Origin of the sequence: Burkholderia sp. JP2-270 (genome assembly GCF_003233675.1) — a bacterium.
Lineage (GTDB): Bacteria > Pseudomonadota > Gammaproteobacteria > Burkholderiales > Burkholderiaceae > Burkholderia > Burkholderia pyrrocinia_C.
Map to the genome: position 1 here is coordinate 797,395 of NZ_CP029824.1, position 15,491 is coordinate 812,885.

The window sequence follows — 15,491 nt, forward strand, 5'->3', positions numbered from 1 at the left end:
GTCGGCCCTCTCGCTGTGGCCGGCAAGAGTCGGCATACATTGCGTACTGCCAACGACCGGATTTCAATGCGGCAGCTCGGAGGAGACGATCTTGAAACGAAAAACCCTTGCCCTTTCCATCGCGGCGGCAGGCCTGTGCGCCGGCACCCAAGCGCATGCGCAGTCGAGCGTGCAGCTCTACGGCCTGATGGACCTGAGCTTTCCGACCTACCGGACCCACGCCGACGCGAACGGCAAGCACGTGATCGGCATGGGCAACGAAGGCGAGCCGTGGTTCAGCGGCAGCCGCTGGGGCCTGCGAGGCGCCGAAGACATCGGCGGCGGCACGAAGATCATCTTCCGCCTCGAAAGCGAATTCGTGGTCGCGAACGGCCAGATGGAAGACGAAGGCCAGATCTTCGACCGCGACGCGTGGGTCGGTGTCGAGGACGAACGTTTCGGCAAGCTGACGGCCGGCTTCCAGAACACCATCGCGCGCGACTCGGCGGCGATCTACGGCGACCCGTACGGCTCCGCGAAGCTGTCGACCGAGGAAGGCGGCTGGACCAACTCGAACAACTTCAAGCAGATGATCTTCTACGCGGCCGGCCCCACCGGCACGCGCTACAACAACGGCATCGCGTGGAAGAAGCTGTTCGGCAACGGCATCTTCGCGAGCGCCGGCTACCAGTTCAGCAACTCGACGCAGTTCGCGACCGGCTCCGCGTACCAGGTCGCGCTCGGCTACAACGGCGGCCCGTTCAACGTGTCGGGCTTCTACAACCACGTGAATCACGGCGGCTTCAGGAACCAGACGTTCTCGGTCGGCGGCAACTACACGTTCGACATCGTGCGCCTGAATGCAGGCTACTTCCGCTACAACGGCGACCAGGGCTCGCTCGGCCAGCGCCACGACGATTCGTGGACGGTGTCGATGAAGATCGCGCCGAAGGGCGCGCTCGACTACGAGCTCGGCTACCAGCAGATGCGCGTCAAGAACGCCGCGAACAACGCGGACGGCTTCACGCCGAACGCGAACCTCGGCGCGTTCAGCCTGACCAACGGCGTCGCCAACGGCTTCAAGGAGACGATCTACGGGTCGGTGTTCTACCACCTGAGCAAGCGCACCGAGGTGTACCTGGCCGGCGACTACATGAAGCTGCATGGCGGCTACACGGCGGCGTCGACGTTCGGCGCGAAGAACCAGCTCGAACTGACTTCGGGCATCCGTACGCGTTTTTGACCTCGAGCGGGGCCCATCAGGCCCCGCCGTACCCTCCGGCCGGGATTCTCCATGCGGGCACGCCGGCGCTTTGCGCCGACCGCGCCCTTTTTTCGTCCTTTCCGCGGTGCCGCCGGCCGGCTGTGCGACAACCGGCCGGAAACCGCTTGCGGCCCGTCCGGCGGGCGATCGCGGCCGATGCACGCGCGCTCGGCCTACATCGGCGCTTGACCTGCGCCGACCGACTCGCTAGCGTTTCGGGTTTGCCCGGGCGGCCATTGCCGCCGGTGCCGTGAGCGCGCCCGACGTCCTGGCGCGCGCGGCCGGGCTCCGATGGAAAAGACGATGCAGAAACTCGATGCGGCCAGCCCGCAGGCGATGTCGACGGATTTCACCGCCGACAACGTCGCGCGCCTGAAGGCGCTGTTCCCCGAACTCGTGACCGAAGGCCCCGACGGCGCGTCGGTCGACGTCGACGTGCTGAAGGCGCTGATCGGCGAGCGCACGGTCGGCGACGCCGACGAGCGCTACGGCTTCCATTGGCACGGCAAGCGCAGCGCGCGCCAGGCCGCGCTGACGCCGTCGACGGGCACGCTGCGCCCCTGCCCCGACGACAGCGTCGCATGGGACGACACGCGCCATCTCGTGATCGAGGGCGACAACCTCGACGTGATGAAGCTGCTGCACAAGAGCTACGCGGGCAAGGTGAAGCTCGTCTACATCGACCCGCCGTACAACACGGGCAGCGATTTCGTCTATCCGGACGACTTCAGCGACAGCATCCGCCACTACCTGGCGATGACCGGGCAGACCCAGGGCGGCGCAAAGCGCAGCACCAACACCGAGGCGAACGGCCGGTTCCACACCGACTGGCTGAACATGATGTATCCGCGCCTGAAGCTCGCGCATGCGCTGTTGTCCGACGAAGGGCTGATCGCCGTGCACATCGACGAGCACGAAGTGCATGCGCTGGTGCTGATGCTGCGCGAGATCTTCGGCGAGGAGAACGAGCTCGGCGTCGCCGTATGGGACAAGCGCAACCCGAAGGGCGACGCGCGCGGCGTCGCGTACCAGCACGAATCGCTGGTGCTGTTCGCGCGCAATGCCGAGACGCTGCTCGAACAGGCGCCGCTCAAGCGCCCGAAGCGCAATGCGCAGCGCATGCTCGACGCCGCGCACGACGCGGTGTACCGCAGCGGCAACGCGAAGGATGCGCAGAAGGCATACCGCGCGTGGATGAAGGCGCAGACCAACCTGTCCGGCGGCGAAGTGATGTACGACCGGCTGTCGGAAGACGGGCGCGTGTACCGCCTCGTGTCGATGGCGTGGCCGAACAAGAAGAAGGCGCCGGAAGAATATTTCACGCCGCTGATCCACCCGGTCACCGGCAAGCCGTGCGCGATGCCGGCGCGCGGCTGGCGCAACCCGCCCGCAACGATGCAGGCGCTGATCGAGCGCGGCCAGATCGAATTCGGCGCGGACGAAAGCACGCAGCCGCAGCGGATCTACTACCTCGACGAGAACATGTACGAGAACGTGCCGTCGGTGCTGCCGTTCGCCGGCTCCGATGACGCGCTGCTGAAGACGCTCGGAATCCCGTTCGACCAGCCGAAGCCGGTCGATTTCGCGGCGGCCGTGATCGGCTGGTGCACGCGCGGCGACGACATCGTGCTCGACTGCTTCGCGGGCTCCGGCTCGACCGGCCACGCGGTGATGCAGGTGAACGCGACCGACGGCGGCGCACGCCGCTACGTGCTCGTGCAACTGCCCGAAGCGCTCGACCGCCGCGACAAGACGCAGCAGAGCGCCGCCGATTTCTGCACGAAGCTGAAGAAGCCCGCGACGCTCGCCGAAATCACCAAGGAGCGCCTGCGCCGCGCCGCGCAGCAGGTCGCGCGCGACTATCCGGAAAGCTATGGCGACCTCGGCTTCCGCGTGTATCGGCTCGACACGACCAACGTGATCGAATGGGACCCGCGCCGCGACGATTTCGACCATGCGCTGTTCGCATCCGTCGAGCACGTGAAGACCGGCCGCACCGAGGACGACCTGCTTGCCGAGCTGACGCTGAAGCTCGGCCTCGACCTGTGCACGCCGGTCGAGCATCACCAGATCGCCGGCAAGGCCGTGCACCTTATCGGCCGCTCGATCGTCGCGTGCTTCGACGCGCGCATCTCGCGCGACGACGCAGGCCCGCTCGCCGACGGCATCATCGAGTTGCTCGACGCGACCGGCGCGTCGCATGACGTGACGTGCCTGTTCCGCGACAGCGGCTTCGTCGACGACGTCGCGAAGCTCAATCTCGCCGCGCTGCTCGAACAGCACGGCGTGAAGCGCGTGCGGAGCCTGTGATGCGGCTGCATTTCGAAGCGGATCTCGACTACCAGCGCGACGCGATCGATGCCGTCTGCGACCTGTTTCGCGGCCAGGAATCGTATCGCGGCGACTTCAGCGTGCTCGCGAACGCGGCGCCCGGCACTACGGCGGCGGCTCAAGGCTCGCTCGGCTTCGCGGTATCCGAACAGGGCGTCGGCAACCGGCTGTCGCTGACCGACGACGCGCTCGCACGCAATCTGGCCGATGTGCAGTTGCGCGGCGGGCTGCCGCCGTCCGGCCTGCCCGGCTCGCGCGACTTCACCGTCGAGATGGAGACCGGCACCGGCAAGACCTACGTGTACCTGCGCACGATCTTCGAGCTGAACCGCCGCTACGGCTTCACGAAATTCGTGATCGTCGTGCCGTCGATCGCGATCAAGGAAGGCGTGCACAAGACGCTCTCGATCACCGAGGATCACTTCCGCGCGCTGTACGCGGGCGTGCCGTACGACTACTTCCTGTACGACTCCGCGAAGCTCGGCCAGGTGCGCCACTTCGCGGCGAGCGCGGCGATCCAGATCATGGTGATGACGGTTGCCGCGATCAACAAGAAGGAAATCAACAACCTCTACAAGGACAGCGAAAAGACCGGCGGCGAGAAGCCGATCGACCTGATCCGCGCGACGCGGCCGATCGTGATCGTCGACGAGCCGCAGAGCGTCGACGGCGGGCTCGAAGGGCGCGGCCGCGAAGCACTGGCCGCGATGGCGCCGCTCTGCACGCTGCGCTATTCGGCGACGCACGTCGACCGTCACCACATGGTGTACCGGCTCGACGCGGTCGACGCGTACGAGCGCAAGCTCGTCAAGCAGATCGAGATCGCGTCGGCGATCGTCGAGGATGCGCACAACAAGCCGTACGTGCGGCTCGTCGGCGTGTCGAACCGGCGCGGCGCGATCAGCGCGCGCGTCGAGCTCGACGTCGCGACGGCGGCCGGCGTGAAGCGCCAGATCGTGTCGGCCACCGACGGCGACGATCTCGAACGCCTGACCAGGCGCGCGCTGTACGCGGGGCTGCGGATCGGCGAAGTGCATGCGCTGAAGGGCGCCGAATACGTCGAGCTGCGCCATCCGGAAGGCGAGGCGTTCCTGTCGCTCGGCGAGGCGTTCGGCGACATCGACACGCTCGCCGTGCAGCGCGAGATGATCCGCCGCACGATCCGTGAGCATCTCGACAAGGAGCTGCGCCTCGCGGAGCGCGGCGTGAAGGTGCTGTCGCTGTTCTTCGTCGATTCGGTCGAGCGCTATCGCCGCTACGACGAGAACGGGATGCCCGTGAAGGGCGACTACGCGCTGATCTTCGAAGAGGAATATGCGCGCGCGGCGCGCGTGCCGGCCTACCGGGCGCTGTTCGACGGTGTCGACGTCGCGCTCGAAGTCGGGCGCGCGCACAACGGCTACTTCTCGATCGACCGCAAGGGCGGCTGGACCGACACGAGCGAGAGCAGCGCCGCGGCCCGCGAGAACGCCGAGCGCGCGTACGGCCTCATCATGCGCGAGAAGGAAGCGCTGCTGTCGTTCGACACGCCGCTGAAGTTCATCTTCTCGCACTCGGCGCTGAAGGAAGGCTGGGACAACCCGAACGTGTTCCAGATCTGCACGCTGCGCGACATCCAGACCGAACGCGAGCGCCGCCAGACGCTCGGCCGCGGGCTGCGCCTCGCCGTCGACCAGGACGGCGAACGGGTGCGCGACGCGGGCGTGAACACGCTCACCGTGATCGCGACCGAAAGCTACGAGTCGTTCGCGGAGAACCTGCAGAAGGAAATCGAAGCCGATACGGGCATCCGTTTCGGGATCGTCGAGCAGCACCAGTTCGCGGCGCTGCCCGTGCAGGAAGGCGACGGGCCCGCGCATGCGCTCGGCATCGAGCTGTCGCGCGTGCTGTGGAACCATCTGCACGAACAGGGCTACGTCGACGCGCAGGGCAAGGTGCTCGACCGGCTGAAGGATGCGCTGCGCCAGAGCGCGCTCGTGCTGCCCGACGCGTTCGAGATGCTGCGCGCGCCGATCGTCGCGACGCTGCGCAAGCTGTCGGGCCGCTTCGCGGTGCGCAACGCGGACGAGCGCCGCGCGATCGCGCTGCGGCGCGATGCGTCGGGCAAGGCCGTGGTGTTCGGCGAGGATTTCCGCGCGCTGTGGGACCGTATCCGTCATCGCACCGTGTACCGCGTCGAGTTCGACAACGCGAAGCTCGTGCGCGACTGCGCAGCTGCGTTGCACGACGCGCCGGACATCGCGCGCGCGCGGCTGCAGTGGCGCAAGGCCGAGATCGACATCGGCAAGGCCGGCATCGAGGCGATCGAGGTCGCCGGCGCCGGCACGGTGCTGATCGACGAAGGCGAGCTGCCGCTGCCCGACCTGCTCACCGAACTGCAGGACCGCACGCAACTGACGCGCCGTTCGCTCGCGACGATCCTGGCCGACAGCGGCCGGCTCGACGATTTCCGCGTGAATCCGCAGCAGTTCATCGCGGTCGCGGCCGATGCGATCAACCGCTGCAAGCGGCTCGCGCTCGTCGCGGGCATCGCGTACCGCAAGCTCGGCGAGCGCCACGTGCATGCGCTCGAGTCGTTCGAGAGCGAGGCGCTGACCGGCTATCTGCGCAACCTGCGGCCCGATGCGCGGAAGTCGATCCACGAAGCGGTCGTGTGCGAGACGGATGCGGAGCGCGCGTTCGCCGATGCGCTCGAAGCGCACGACGGCGTGAAGCTGTACGCGAAGCTGCCCGCGTGGTTCCGCGTGCCGACGCCGCTCGGCAGCTATCACCCGGACTGGGCCGTGCTCGCGGAACAGGACGGCGGCGAGCGGCTGTACTTCGTCGTCGATACGCCAAATGCGGACGGCAACGTGCCGAGCGAGCACGAGCGCGCGAAGCTCGCGTGCGGCGAAGCGCATTTCCGTGCGCTGGTGGACGGAGACGACGCGGCGCGCTTCGTGCGCGTCAGGCAGGCGGACGCGTTGTTCGAACCTGCGGCACCGCTGGCGGGCGCCGGGCGCTGAAACGAAGGACGGCGATGAAGCCGCCCCGGACTGCTGACGAACCCCACGTTTTTCGGAGCGTGGGGTTTTGTTTTTCCGGGAACGGGCTCGGAGGGTCGCGCAGAGCGAGCAGATCGATCTGCTGCGCAAACGGCTCACGAGGCGGGTTTTTTCATGGATCGGGCTGTGCGCCGGCAACCGTGCAATGCCCGCTACCGGCGTCGATTTCCCGTTTGTTATCCGCGTGAAAGGGATTCGTATTCTCGCGCGTTTGCGGCGCGGTTACGGCTGGTTGCAAATCGGGTCGGCACGATGTTTTCGCGCGACAGCGTCGTGGCGTTGCCGCCATGAAAAAAGGGCGCCGAAGCGCCCTTCCATTGCATTTGCGTGCCGTGCTTACAGCGTGCGGCCGAATGCGTTGCGATGCGAATGATGCGTGGACGTCGACGCATGCGCGGTATGGCCATGCTTATGACCGTGGCCCGGCTGCACGCCGGCGCGATCGGCGATCGTATCGGAGCGGTCGGCCGCGCGCGCCAGGCCCTTGTCGCGGTCGCCCGCATGAATGCTGTTCGAGTTGCTGAGCGCCGAACTGCTCATGTGACCGCCGGACATGCCGCCCGCGTTGCCACCGGAGCCGCCTGCGCCATGACCGCCACCGTTGCCACCGCCATTGCCGCCGGCGGCCGCATGCGCGGACACCGTGCCGAGCGCGAGCAGCGCGGCCGTCAGTACGGACAGATATCGTCGAGTTTTCATCTTGTACTCCCTGGAGCGCGTTTGTGTGATTGCATTCTAGGAACGCGCACGATTCGCGCCACACCACGTTGTAAATGATCGTAACGATGCGCGTGGCATGCATTCATCAGATCAACCCGGGTGGCGCCCCATCCTGTCATGCGTGAACGGGAAACGAAGCAGGCAGGCGCGGCGCCACAGCGCCGCCCCGGTAACGATTGCGCTTACTGCGCCGGCTGCATGCCCTGCGCGGCAGCCTTGTGTTGCGCGGCCTGCTCTTGCGCGTGCTTCTTCGCCATGTGGTGGCCGACGATACAGCCGCCGACCGCACCGACGACGGCGTGGTGCCCGGCGTAGTGGCCGGCAACGCCGCCGACCACCGCGCCCTTCATGCAGCCCGCCGCATGCGCGCTGCCGATCGTTGCGAACGCAACGACGGCGGCGGTTGCGCACAGCCTGATATGTCGACTGGGCATCATGTGTTCACCCTCCTCTTGTCGTAATCAGTCGAATCGCTCAATCCCAGCGGCCGCCGCGCCAGCCGCCACGATCGCGCCACTCGTGCTCTCGCCATTCACGGCGACGCCACTCGTGTTCGCGCCATTCGCGCTCACGCCAGCCGTCGCCGCGCCAACCATCGCGCCAACCGTCGCCGCGATAGCCGACCGGCGCATACATGACCGGCGGAGGCGGAGCCACGTAGACGGGCGCCGGCGCCGCGTAGACGCCCGGCACGCCGATGCCGACCGACAGGTCGACGTGGGCCGATGCGACGCCCGAAGCTGCCAGCGCCGCTACACCGAGAACTGCACCGAGAATAAGTTTCTTGCTCATCTCGCGACTCCCTGCACGTGTCGTGCTTCATGTGAATACGGTTCGGAGTCTAGGCACGGTGCGCCGACACAGGTGAAACGGGTATGCGAGACCGGTAACGGGCGTTTACGGCCATCCGCAAAGCCTTGCGGGACAAGGGAGAGGCTGCATTCCAGGCACCGTTGCAACGGCGCATCGATCCGGTAAAAAGGGGATTTTCGGCACGAAACCGGGCGATCGGAACGCGACGAAGTGCACCGGAGTGCTCGGTGTGCCCGCAGTACGAACCGCCCGCACCGTGCGCGAGCGGTTCGCCGGAGCGGGCGTTACGCGCGGATATCGTCGACGCTGCGCAGCCAGTGCACGCTGAACAGGTTGTCCGCGTCGGTCCACACGGTATCGGGCTCGAATCCTGCACGGCGCGCGATCGCATGGAAGCCGTCGATCGTGAACTTGTGCGAGTTCTCCGTGTGGATGCGCTCGCCGGCCTCGAAGCGGAACGCGTGGCCGCGCACGTGCACCGTCTGCGCGATGTCGCTGACCAGATGCATCTCGATGCGCTGACGCTCGCGATCGTAGAACGCGCAATGCGAGAACGCGTCGAGATCGAAGTCCGCGCCGAGCTCGGTGTTCGCGCGCACGAGCAGGTTCAGGTTGAACTGCGCAGTCACGCCCTGCGCGTCGTTGTACGCGTGATGCAACGTGCGCTCGTCCTTCACGAGATCGGCGCCAACCAGCAAGCCGCCGCCGCGCAGCAGCCGCGCGGCATCGCGCAGGAACGCGTCGGCCTCTTCCGGCGAGAAGTTGCCGATCGTCGAGCCGGGAAAGAAGCCGATGCGCCGCCGCGGCGTCGCGCTCAGCTCGGCCAGCTGCTCGGCCTTCGTGTAGTCGGCCGCGATCGGCGCGACGTCGAGCCACGGATAGGCCGACCGCAGCCGTGCAGCCGCGCCGTGCAGGTAGTCGGCCGAGATGTCGACCGGCACGTAGCGCGCCGGCGCATTCGCGTAATTGCCCGCGAACGCATCGAGCAGCACGCGGATCTTCTCGAGCGAGCCCGCGCCAAATTCGACGATGTCCGCATGCGGGCCGACGCGCCGCACGATCTCCGCCGCGCGATCGCGCAGGATGCCGAGCTCGGTGCGTGTCGGGTAGTACTCGGGCAGCTCGCAAATGCGGTCGAACAGCGCGGAGCCGGCCGCATCGTAGAAGTATTTCGGCGAAATGCTGCGCGGCGTGCACGACAGTCCGTCGATCAGGTCGCGCTCGAACGCGCTGGGCCGCGAATCGCGGGCGGGTTGCTGGCCACCGCTCTTGGCCGTCAGGTCAGACGTCTCGCGCAAGTCGCACTCCCGTGAATTGCCAGCGCGCGGCCGGCGGAAAGAAATTGCGGTACGTCGGCCGTTCGTGCCCGGGCGGCGTCGCGATGCTGCTGCCGCGCAGGACCTGCTGGCCGACCATGAACTTGCCGTTGTATTCGGCCGCGACACCCGCGAGCGGCCGAAAGCCCGGATACGGCTCGTAGGACGAACGCGTCCATTGCCACACATGCCCGAGCATCTGCCTGATGCCGTTCGCGGCGAACGCGGCTTCCCATTCGAATTCGGTCGGCAGCCGCGCGCCGGCCCATTCCGCATACGCGGCCGCTTCGTAGAAGCTCACGTGACACACCGGTGCGTCAGGCGCGAGCGGTTCGACGCCGTGCAGGCCGAACGTGCGTCGTACGCGCGTGGCGGCCGCGTCGTCGTCGTCGGGCATCCAGTACGCGGGCCCTTGCCACCCTTCCCGCTGCACCGTGGCCCAGCCGTCGGACAGCCAGTATTCGGGGCGCGCGTAGCCGCCGTCGGCGACGAACGCCGCGAATTCCGCATTCGTCACGAGCCGGTTCGCGATCTCGTATGGCCGTATGAGCGCTGTATGGCGCGGCCGTTCGTTGTCGAACGAGAACGCATCGCCGTCGTGGCCGATCTCGACGAGCCCGCCGGGCTGGTGCAGCCAGTGCTGCGCACCGGCATCGCCCGCGGCCAATGCGCTCCCTTCGATTCGGTCGACCCCGTTGCGCGGCCGGAACGCCGGCTTCAGCGGGTTGCACGAGAACGCATGCAGCATGTCCGTGACGATCAGCTCCTGGTGCTGCTGCTCGTGATGCAGGCCGAGCTCGATCTCGGGCGCGATCGCGTCGAGCAGCTCCACGTCCGCACCGGCCAGCGCGCGCAGCATCGCTGCGTCGACGTGCTGCCGGTACGCGTGCACCTCGTCGAGCGACGGCCGCGTGAGCAGCCCGCGCTGCGGCCGCGGATGGCGCGGGCCGAGCGCTTCGTAATAGGAATTGAAGAGGAACTGGAAGGCGTCGTTGAACGGCGCGTAGCCGGGCACGCGGCGCATCAGCACGACGGTTTCGAAGAACCAGGTCGTATGCGCGAGGTGCCATTTCGTCGGGCTCGCGTCAGGCATCGACTGCACGGCCTGGTCTTCGGCGGACAGCGTCGCGGTCAACGCGACGCTATGGGCGCGCACGTCCTGGAAACGGCGCTGAAGCTGTGATGCAAGGAGGCTCATCGGTTTACCGTTCACGTCGCGATTCGCTGCGTTGCGTTGCCGGAAAAGGGAAAGCCTTGCGCGTGATGCGCGCGGCTGACGTGCGACCTGCTGCTGCGTCGTCGGGCAGCCGGCGCGCGCGCCGGGCCGCTGATGCGGCGTCACTTCATCTGCCCGTGCAGAACAGTATGGTCCAGAAATGTGAATGCTGCGAATCGGGATGCGGATGAAACGCGATCGAAAGATAACTGAAAGCATTGACCGTGCGCGTGTCGCACGCGTGACAGACCGTCGATGCGTGCCGGAGCGCGGCGTTGCGGGGGTGCGCAACGTGCATGCCGGCTGTTGCAGCTACTGACGGCCCATGACATCCGTGCCGCGATCGTGATGGCCCGGCAACGCGTGGGGCTCTCGTCTGACAAACGCCTTCACGTCGTTCGTTCGTGGTCGTCGGCGCCCTGCTGCCCCGCGTTCCCGCGCGCTTCTAAAAATTTTTTGCGTCGATGTCACACGCGCGGTGGGCTCGCTCGTCATATCGCCGGAACCCACACGAAAGGAGAAGGAACCATGACTGCGAAACTCAATCCGTTTGCCGCTGCGCCCGCGCTGATGAAGAACTGGATGACCGTGTCGGTCGCCGCCGCCGGGAGCCTCGAGCCGACGCTGATCGAGCTGGTCAAGATCCGCGCATCGCAGATCAACGCGTGCGCGAACTGCATTAACATGCACACCGCCGAGGCGCGCGAGCAAGGCGAGACCGAGCAGCGCATCTACCTGCTGTCCGCGTGGCGCGAAGCGCCCTGCTACACCGACCGCGAACGCGCGGCGCTCGGCTGGACCGACGCGCTCACGCGGCTGTCCGAGGGCCACGCTGCGCACGAAGCGGCCTATGCGGCGCTGAACGACCACTTCAGCCAGGAGGAACAGGTGAAACTCACGCTGATGATCAACGTGATCAACGGCTGGAACCGGCTCGCGGTCGGCTTCGGGCTGTGGATCGAGCCGGCCGACGCGAAGGCCGCTGCCGCGAAGATGGTGGCCTGATGACGAACCTCGATCCGGCCAAGAGCAGCGCCGAAGAGCGGGCCGACGCGGCCGCGAGCTTCGACCCGCTGCGCCGCACGCTGATCCGCGTCGCGTACCGGATGCTCGGTTCCGTCGCGGACGCCGAGGACACGGTGCAGGAGGCGTTCATCCGCTGGATGGACGTCGACCGCACCGAAGTGCGCGTGCCCGAGGCGTTCCTGCGCCGCATGGTGATGCGCATGTGCCTCGACCAGCTGAAGTCCGCGCGGCGCCAGCGCGAGACCTATATCGGCCCGTGGCTGCCCGAGCCGGTCGTCGAGGAAGACGAACAGGAAGACGTCACGCTGCCGCTGATGCTCGCGCTCGAACGGCTCTCGCCGCTCGAACGCGCGGCGTTCCTGCTGCACGACGTATTCGGCCTCGAGTTCGATGAAGTTGCGACGACGATCCAGCGCGACCCGGCCGCGTGCCGGCAGCTCGCCGCGCGGGCCCGCACGCACGTGCGCGAGGCGCGGCCGCGGTTTCATGTCGAGAAGCAGCGCGGGATCGAATTGGCCGAGGCGTTCTTCGCGGCATCGCGCAGCGGCGACATGCGCGCGCTCGGCGCGATGCTCGCCGAGGACGTGAGCCTGCATTCGGACGGCGGCGGCAAGCGTACGGCCGCAGGCAAGCCGGTGTTCGGCTTCGAGCACGTGATGAAGGTTCACGAATACCTGGCCGGGCTGTTCGCCACGCATGCGTCGAAGCTCGTGCGGGCCGGGTTCATCAACGGGCTGCCGGGTTTCGTTACGCTGGAATCGGATGGTGAGCTGCAGACGACGGCGCTCGAGATCGAGGACGGGAAGATCGTCGCGATCTATGTCGTGCGGAATCCTGACAAGTTGAAGCATTTGCATTGAGTGTGGCGCGGGGGCGCATCGCGTATCGTGCGCGATGGCGCCCGCGCTTCTCGCCCGCCTCTTCCTGCTTCTCCGCCCTGCTTCTCCGCCCTGCTTTGCCGATCGTCGGTTGTCGCTGTTACTGCGTCGCGACCACGACGTTGTGGATCATGACCATCAGTAAACCGAGCAGCGGCGTCGCGATGGCGAACCCGGTCGCCGCAAGCCAGTTCGTGCCGCCTTGCGCCTCCAGCAGCGCGAGAAACGATGGGTTCGACGTCGCGTTCAGGCGCAGCTTTTCGATGTTGCGTTCGACGTGCGTCTTGTAAATGCCGTTCCCGCACCAGCCGAGCGCAACTGCGATCCCGATGGTGACCGGATCGAGCGTGCTCGATTCGAAGTATTTAGGGAAGTACAGCAACTCGACCAGCGTGATGCCGAGCGTGACGCCCAGCACGGCGGCCGCCTGCCAATACATGCATCGATACGCCATCCAGACCGGGCCCAGGAAACAGGCTGCCCAGTTCCAGGACTGCCGGTTCTTGCGCGATGCGGCGATCTCCCATTTCCGCTCGAACCACGCGGCTTTCTTGCCGACGTAAGCGGCGATTTCGTCGTTGCTCGCAGACGATGCGGTGGTCGTGACCTCGGACATGATCGTTTACTCTCGGTCGCGCGGATCGCGCGTTGTTGTTTTGATGCGGTTTGGGTGCGCTGGAAATCGAGCGGCTTGCGCTGCAGCGCGCTTCGATGCGCACACGATTCTACTCGGTGCGTATTGCGGGTCGGGATGCCGGTGAGGATGCGATGCCGTGGATCGCGCAACGCATCGGGGCGACATGCATTGTTTCGGCCGGAAAAAGAAAAACGCCACGCGAAGTTGCCGCGTGGCGTTTGTATGTTTGGCGAGCCGCATTGCCTGTAGGCAATTTGCGCTGCCAGACCCCTTCATTTTGTTCGTTGGTAGGCTCGATTGGATTCGAACCAACGACCCCCACCATGTCAAGGTGGTGCTCTAACCAACTGAGCTACGAGCCTAAGAAGCCGCGAATTATAGAGACGGTTTTCGCAGAGCACAAGCCCCTTCGTGAAAATTTTTTGAATCGAGAGACGTGTGGTCTTGCTGGTTGCTGCGCGTGCCTGATGCCTGGTGTCACAGCGAAACACGTCGGCGCCGCGAGGTTATCCACACGCCCCTCTGGATAACCGTCCTGCAAGCCTCTGGATTCACAGTGGAGCGATTGAGGATATGTCGTCGCGGCTGTGAATCAACGAAAAGTTGTTCTGTGCTCCGCGGAGCTGTTCACGTGACGCGCCCATGGTTATGCATCCTGCTTCGTGTTGAAAATTCAGTGCGTTACGGAGGTTATCCACTGTGAGGCACAGGGCTTGTTAACTATCACTACGTATGTATACGAACCCTGTTAACACCTTTGGATAAGCACAGTCCGGAGACTGTGATCCGCTCAGGATATGCACTGCGTGCGGTGAATGGATGAACGAAGCAACAGGCTGTGGGGGCATGCGACGGATATGCGACTGCCATGTCTGTAGAATCGCCAGCATTCAGGATGCAACGGCCTGGCGGACAGGTTCACGGCGATGACCGATTCTTCGTTGACCCGGCTCGACGCGCTCGATATCGATGCCGTCGTACACCGATTGCAGCAATTCCCGGGCGACATCGTGTTCGAGCAGCGCGTGTCGATACCCGAAGCCGATGTCTTGTGCTGCCGCTACAAAGGCGAGCGATTCAACGTGAAGTTCGATCTGGACTACGGGGTGTTTGTCGATCGTGTCGGCGAGTTGTCCGGTGAAGACATCGCAGAGATCGTCAGATGGCTCACTCTGGGCGAGGCGATCGATGAAGACACCCGTCAATGAGACGCTTGTGATGGATATTGCCGGCCATGTCGCTGTTGTCGTGACGGATGTGGCGGCCGTCGTCGAGGCGCTTGTGCGGCTGGGTTTCGCTCGACATCCCGATCGCTGGGAACGCGCGATCGTGGACGATGACGATCGCCGTTCGCTCGTTGCCGCGCTTGTTGATCTCGACGCATTGTTTTCCGCAGGCCGCGACTGGAGCCCGCAAGCGCTCGTCGAGTATTACCGCGAGATCGGTGTCGTGCGACGTGGGTACCGTTCGATTGCGTGGCGCAGTCCGGAGCAATACGTCATCGAACAGCATTGATGCGATGCTCATATCACGGCAATACCGATGATGTGCTCGTGACGCGAACGTGCTCAGCCTTCGTGTGTGGATAACCGGCGCGCGAAACGATTCGGAACGCTGTGCGCCAGGTTGGTGAGCGTGCGTTCGGATCGCAAGCTGGGCTCGGATTCCGGCGAACTCGAATGACTGCTGATCGCGTTGTTTTCCAAGACGTAATCGAGCGCTGAAAGTCCGTCACCGTTCTTGCCGCTGTCGGCAGGCGGCATGTGGACAACCTGCACGCCAATCCACTCGAATCTCTGTGCATCGGACGAGTGAGATCTTGTTTTCGACAAGGAGGATCACACCGAATGCCTTGGTTGGCGGGCTTTTTGTCCGAATCGATCGGATGACGTGGAGAATTCGCGGGCGACGCCCCAAGGTTGAATGCGTTGTGGATATCCGGGAACCAACGAACTCGAAACCCAGTGCATTCAACCGGTGAGAGCAATCGAACCCGGCGCAGGCATTCGGTTCACCGCCAGGGTTGTGGATATCGAAGCCCCAAAACAACCCGAAATGCTGTGCCGACCAAAGGTGAGCGATTCGATCGAAGACAGTCCGCGGCATCGTCACGATCGATGTGGATATCCCGCTCCACGACGACTCTAAACCCTGTGATTTTAAAGGTGAGGGCGTCGACCGCGTGTCGATGTGGACAACCAACCAGCAAAGTCACTCGAAACGCTGTGCATTCGAGCGGTGAGCGTGAGCACGCTCAAGCCAGTCGA

Annotated in this window: 14 protein-coding genes and 1 tRNA gene; 7 read left to right on the top strand and 8 right to left on the bottom strand. The window is 65.5% G+C overall.

Annotated elements, in window-relative coordinates; genetic code table 11:
* The first annotated feature begins 91 nt into the window (after window positions 1–91).
* The 3 genes from DM992_RS03800 (at window position 92) to DM992_RS03810 (ending at window position 6,579) form a co-directional block, all read left to right on the top strand.
* On the top strand, window positions 92–1,222 hold the full coding sequence (locus DM992_RS03800) for a porin (protein WP_105390337.1): 1,131 nt from the start codon (window positions 92–94) through the stop codon (window positions 1,220–1,222).
* A 312-nt stretch (window positions 1,223–1,534) separates the two neighbouring features.
* Window positions 1,535–3,553, top strand: coding sequence for a site-specific DNA-methyltransferase (locus DM992_RS03805; RefSeq protein ID WP_111015734.1), 2,019 nt, complete (start codon window positions 1,535–1,537; stop codon window positions 3,551–3,553).
* Window positions 3,553–6,579, top strand: a complete 3,027-nt coding sequence (locus tag DM992_RS03810; RefSeq protein WP_111015735.1) for a DEAD/DEAH box helicase family protein — start codon at window positions 3,553–3,555, stop codon at window positions 6,577–6,579. The genes DM992_RS03805 and DM992_RS03810 overlap by 1 nt, the downstream gene beginning before the upstream one ends.
* A gap of 375 nt (window positions 6,580–6,954) precedes the next feature.
* On the opposite strand, the gene DM992_RS03815 is transcribed toward DM992_RS03810, so the two are convergent.
* The 5 genes from DM992_RS03815 to egtB all read right to left on the bottom strand — a co-directional run bounded on the left by DM992_RS03815 (window position 6,955) and on the right by egtB (window position 10,665).
* Window positions 6,955–7,317 (bottom strand): hypothetical protein, encoded by a 363-nt coding sequence (locus DM992_RS03815; protein ID WP_111015737.1) that lies wholly within the window; start codon window positions 7,315–7,317, stop codon window positions 6,955–6,957.
* 203 nt (window positions 7,318–7,520) lie between these two features.
* A complete protein-coding gene (locus tag DM992_RS03820) occupies window positions 7,521–7,775 on the bottom strand; it encodes a hypothetical protein (protein WP_111015739.1) in 255 nt (84 codons plus the stop codon).
* Window positions 7,776–7,812: 37 nt separating this feature from the next.
* A complete protein-coding gene (locus DM992_RS03825) occupies window positions 7,813–8,130 on the bottom strand; it encodes a hypothetical protein (RefSeq protein ID WP_034183773.1) in 318 nt (105 codons plus the stop codon).
* Between the two features lie 305 nt (window positions 8,131–8,435).
* Window positions 8,436–9,449, bottom strand: coding sequence for an L-histidine N(alpha)-methyltransferase (egtD, locus tag DM992_RS03830; protein ID WP_111015741.1), 1,014 nt, complete (start codon window positions 9,447–9,449; stop codon window positions 8,436–8,438).
* Window positions 9,433–10,665, bottom strand: a complete 1,233-nt coding sequence (gene egtB / locus DM992_RS03835; protein WP_111015743.1) for an ergothioneine biosynthesis protein EgtB — start codon at window positions 10,663–10,665, stop codon at window positions 9,433–9,435. The genes egtD and egtB overlap by 17 nt, the downstream gene beginning before the upstream one ends.
* 546 nt (window positions 10,666–11,211) lie before the next feature.
* Between egtB and DM992_RS03840 the strand changes: the two genes are divergently transcribed.
* Together DM992_RS03840 and DM992_RS03845 are read left to right on the top strand one after the other, a co-directional pair.
* Window positions 11,212–11,688, top strand: coding sequence for a carboxymuconolactone decarboxylase family protein (locus DM992_RS03840; protein ID WP_111015745.1), 477 nt, complete (start codon window positions 11,212–11,214; stop codon window positions 11,686–11,688).
* Window positions 11,688–12,569 (top strand): sigma-70 family RNA polymerase sigma factor, encoded by an 882-nt coding sequence (locus DM992_RS03845; protein WP_111015747.1) that lies wholly within the window; start codon window positions 11,688–11,690, stop codon window positions 12,567–12,569. Before DM992_RS03840 ends, DM992_RS03845 begins: the two co-directional genes overlap by 1 nt.
* A gap of 118 nt (window positions 12,570–12,687) precedes the next feature.
* Here the strand turns inward: DM992_RS03845 and DM992_RS03850 are convergent, their stop codons facing one another.
* The gene (locus DM992_RS03850; protein ID WP_111015749.1) at window positions 12,688–13,203 is read right to left on the bottom strand and encodes a DUF2628 domain-containing protein; all 516 of its coding nucleotides are present in this window, start codon (window positions 13,201–13,203) and stop codon (window positions 12,688–12,690) included.
* A gap of 306 nt (window positions 13,204–13,509) precedes the next feature.
* A tRNA-Val gene (locus tag DM992_RS03855) sits at window positions 13,510–13,586 on the bottom strand.
* Between the two features lie 564 nt (window positions 13,587–14,150).
* Between DM992_RS03855 and DM992_RS03860 the strand changes: the two genes are divergently transcribed.
* Together DM992_RS03860 and DM992_RS03865 are read left to right on the top strand one after the other, a co-directional pair.
* Entirely contained in the window at window positions 14,151–14,432 is a 282-nt protein-coding gene (locus tag DM992_RS03860) for a hypothetical protein (RefSeq protein ID WP_111015751.1), read from the top strand.
* On the top strand, window positions 14,413–14,739 hold the full coding sequence (locus DM992_RS03865; RefSeq protein ID WP_111015753.1) for a hypothetical protein: 327 nt from the start codon (window positions 14,413–14,415) through the stop codon (window positions 14,737–14,739). The genes DM992_RS03860 and DM992_RS03865 overlap by 20 nt, the downstream gene beginning before the upstream one ends.
* 53 nt (window positions 14,740–14,792) lie before the next feature.
* Here DM992_RS03865 and DM992_RS03870 read toward each other — a convergent pair whose 3' ends face one another.
* A complete protein-coding gene (locus DM992_RS03870; RefSeq protein ID WP_111015755.1) occupies window positions 14,793–14,987 on the bottom strand; it encodes a hypothetical protein in 195 nt (64 codons plus the stop codon).
* Between the last annotated feature and the right edge of the window lie 504 nt (window positions 14,988–15,491).

Bases quoted from the DNA above. Each gene is read 5' to 3' on its own strand.
- DM992_RS03805 (WP_111015734.1), top strand. From the start codon at position 1,535: ATGGAAAAGACGATGCAGAAACTCGATGCGGCCAGCCCGCAGGCGATG.
- DM992_RS03810 (WP_111015735.1), top strand. From the start codon at position 3,553: ATGCGGCTGCATTTCGAAGCGGATCTCGACTACCAGCGCGACGCGATC.
- DM992_RS03815 (WP_111015737.1), bottom strand. From the start codon at position 7,317: ATGAAAACTCGACGATATCTGTCCGTACTGACGGCCGCGCTGCTCGCG.
- DM992_RS03820 (WP_111015739.1), bottom strand. From the start codon at position 7,775: ATGATGCCCAGTCGACATATCAGGCTGTGCGCAACCGCCGCCGTCGTT.
- DM992_RS03825 (WP_034183773.1), bottom strand. From the start codon at position 8,130: ATGAGCAAGAAACTTATTCTCGGTGCAGTTCTCGGTGTAGCGGCGCTG.
- egtB (WP_111015743.1), bottom strand. From the start codon at position 10,665: ATGAGCCTCCTTGCATCACAGCTTCAGCGCCGTTTCCAGGACGTGCGC.
- DM992_RS03840 (WP_111015745.1), top strand. From the start codon at position 11,212: ATGACTGCGAAACTCAATCCGTTTGCCGCTGCGCCCGCGCTGATGAAG.
- DM992_RS03845 (WP_111015747.1), top strand. From the start codon at position 11,688: ATGACGAACCTCGATCCGGCCAAGAGCAGCGCCGAAGAGCGGGCCGAC.
- DM992_RS03850 (WP_111015749.1), bottom strand. From the start codon at position 13,203: ATGTCCGAGGTCACGACCACCGCATCGTCTGCGAGCAACGACGAAATC.
- DM992_RS03860 (WP_111015751.1), top strand. From the start codon at position 14,151: ATGACCGATTCTTCGTTGACCCGGCTCGACGCGCTCGATATCGATGCC.
- DM992_RS03865 (WP_111015753.1), top strand. From the start codon at position 14,413: ATGAAGACACCCGTCAATGAGACGCTTGTGATGGATATTGCCGGCCAT.
- DM992_RS03870 (WP_111015755.1), bottom strand. From the start codon at position 14,987: ATGCCGCCTGCCGACAGCGGCAAGAACGGTGACGGACTTTCAGCGCTC.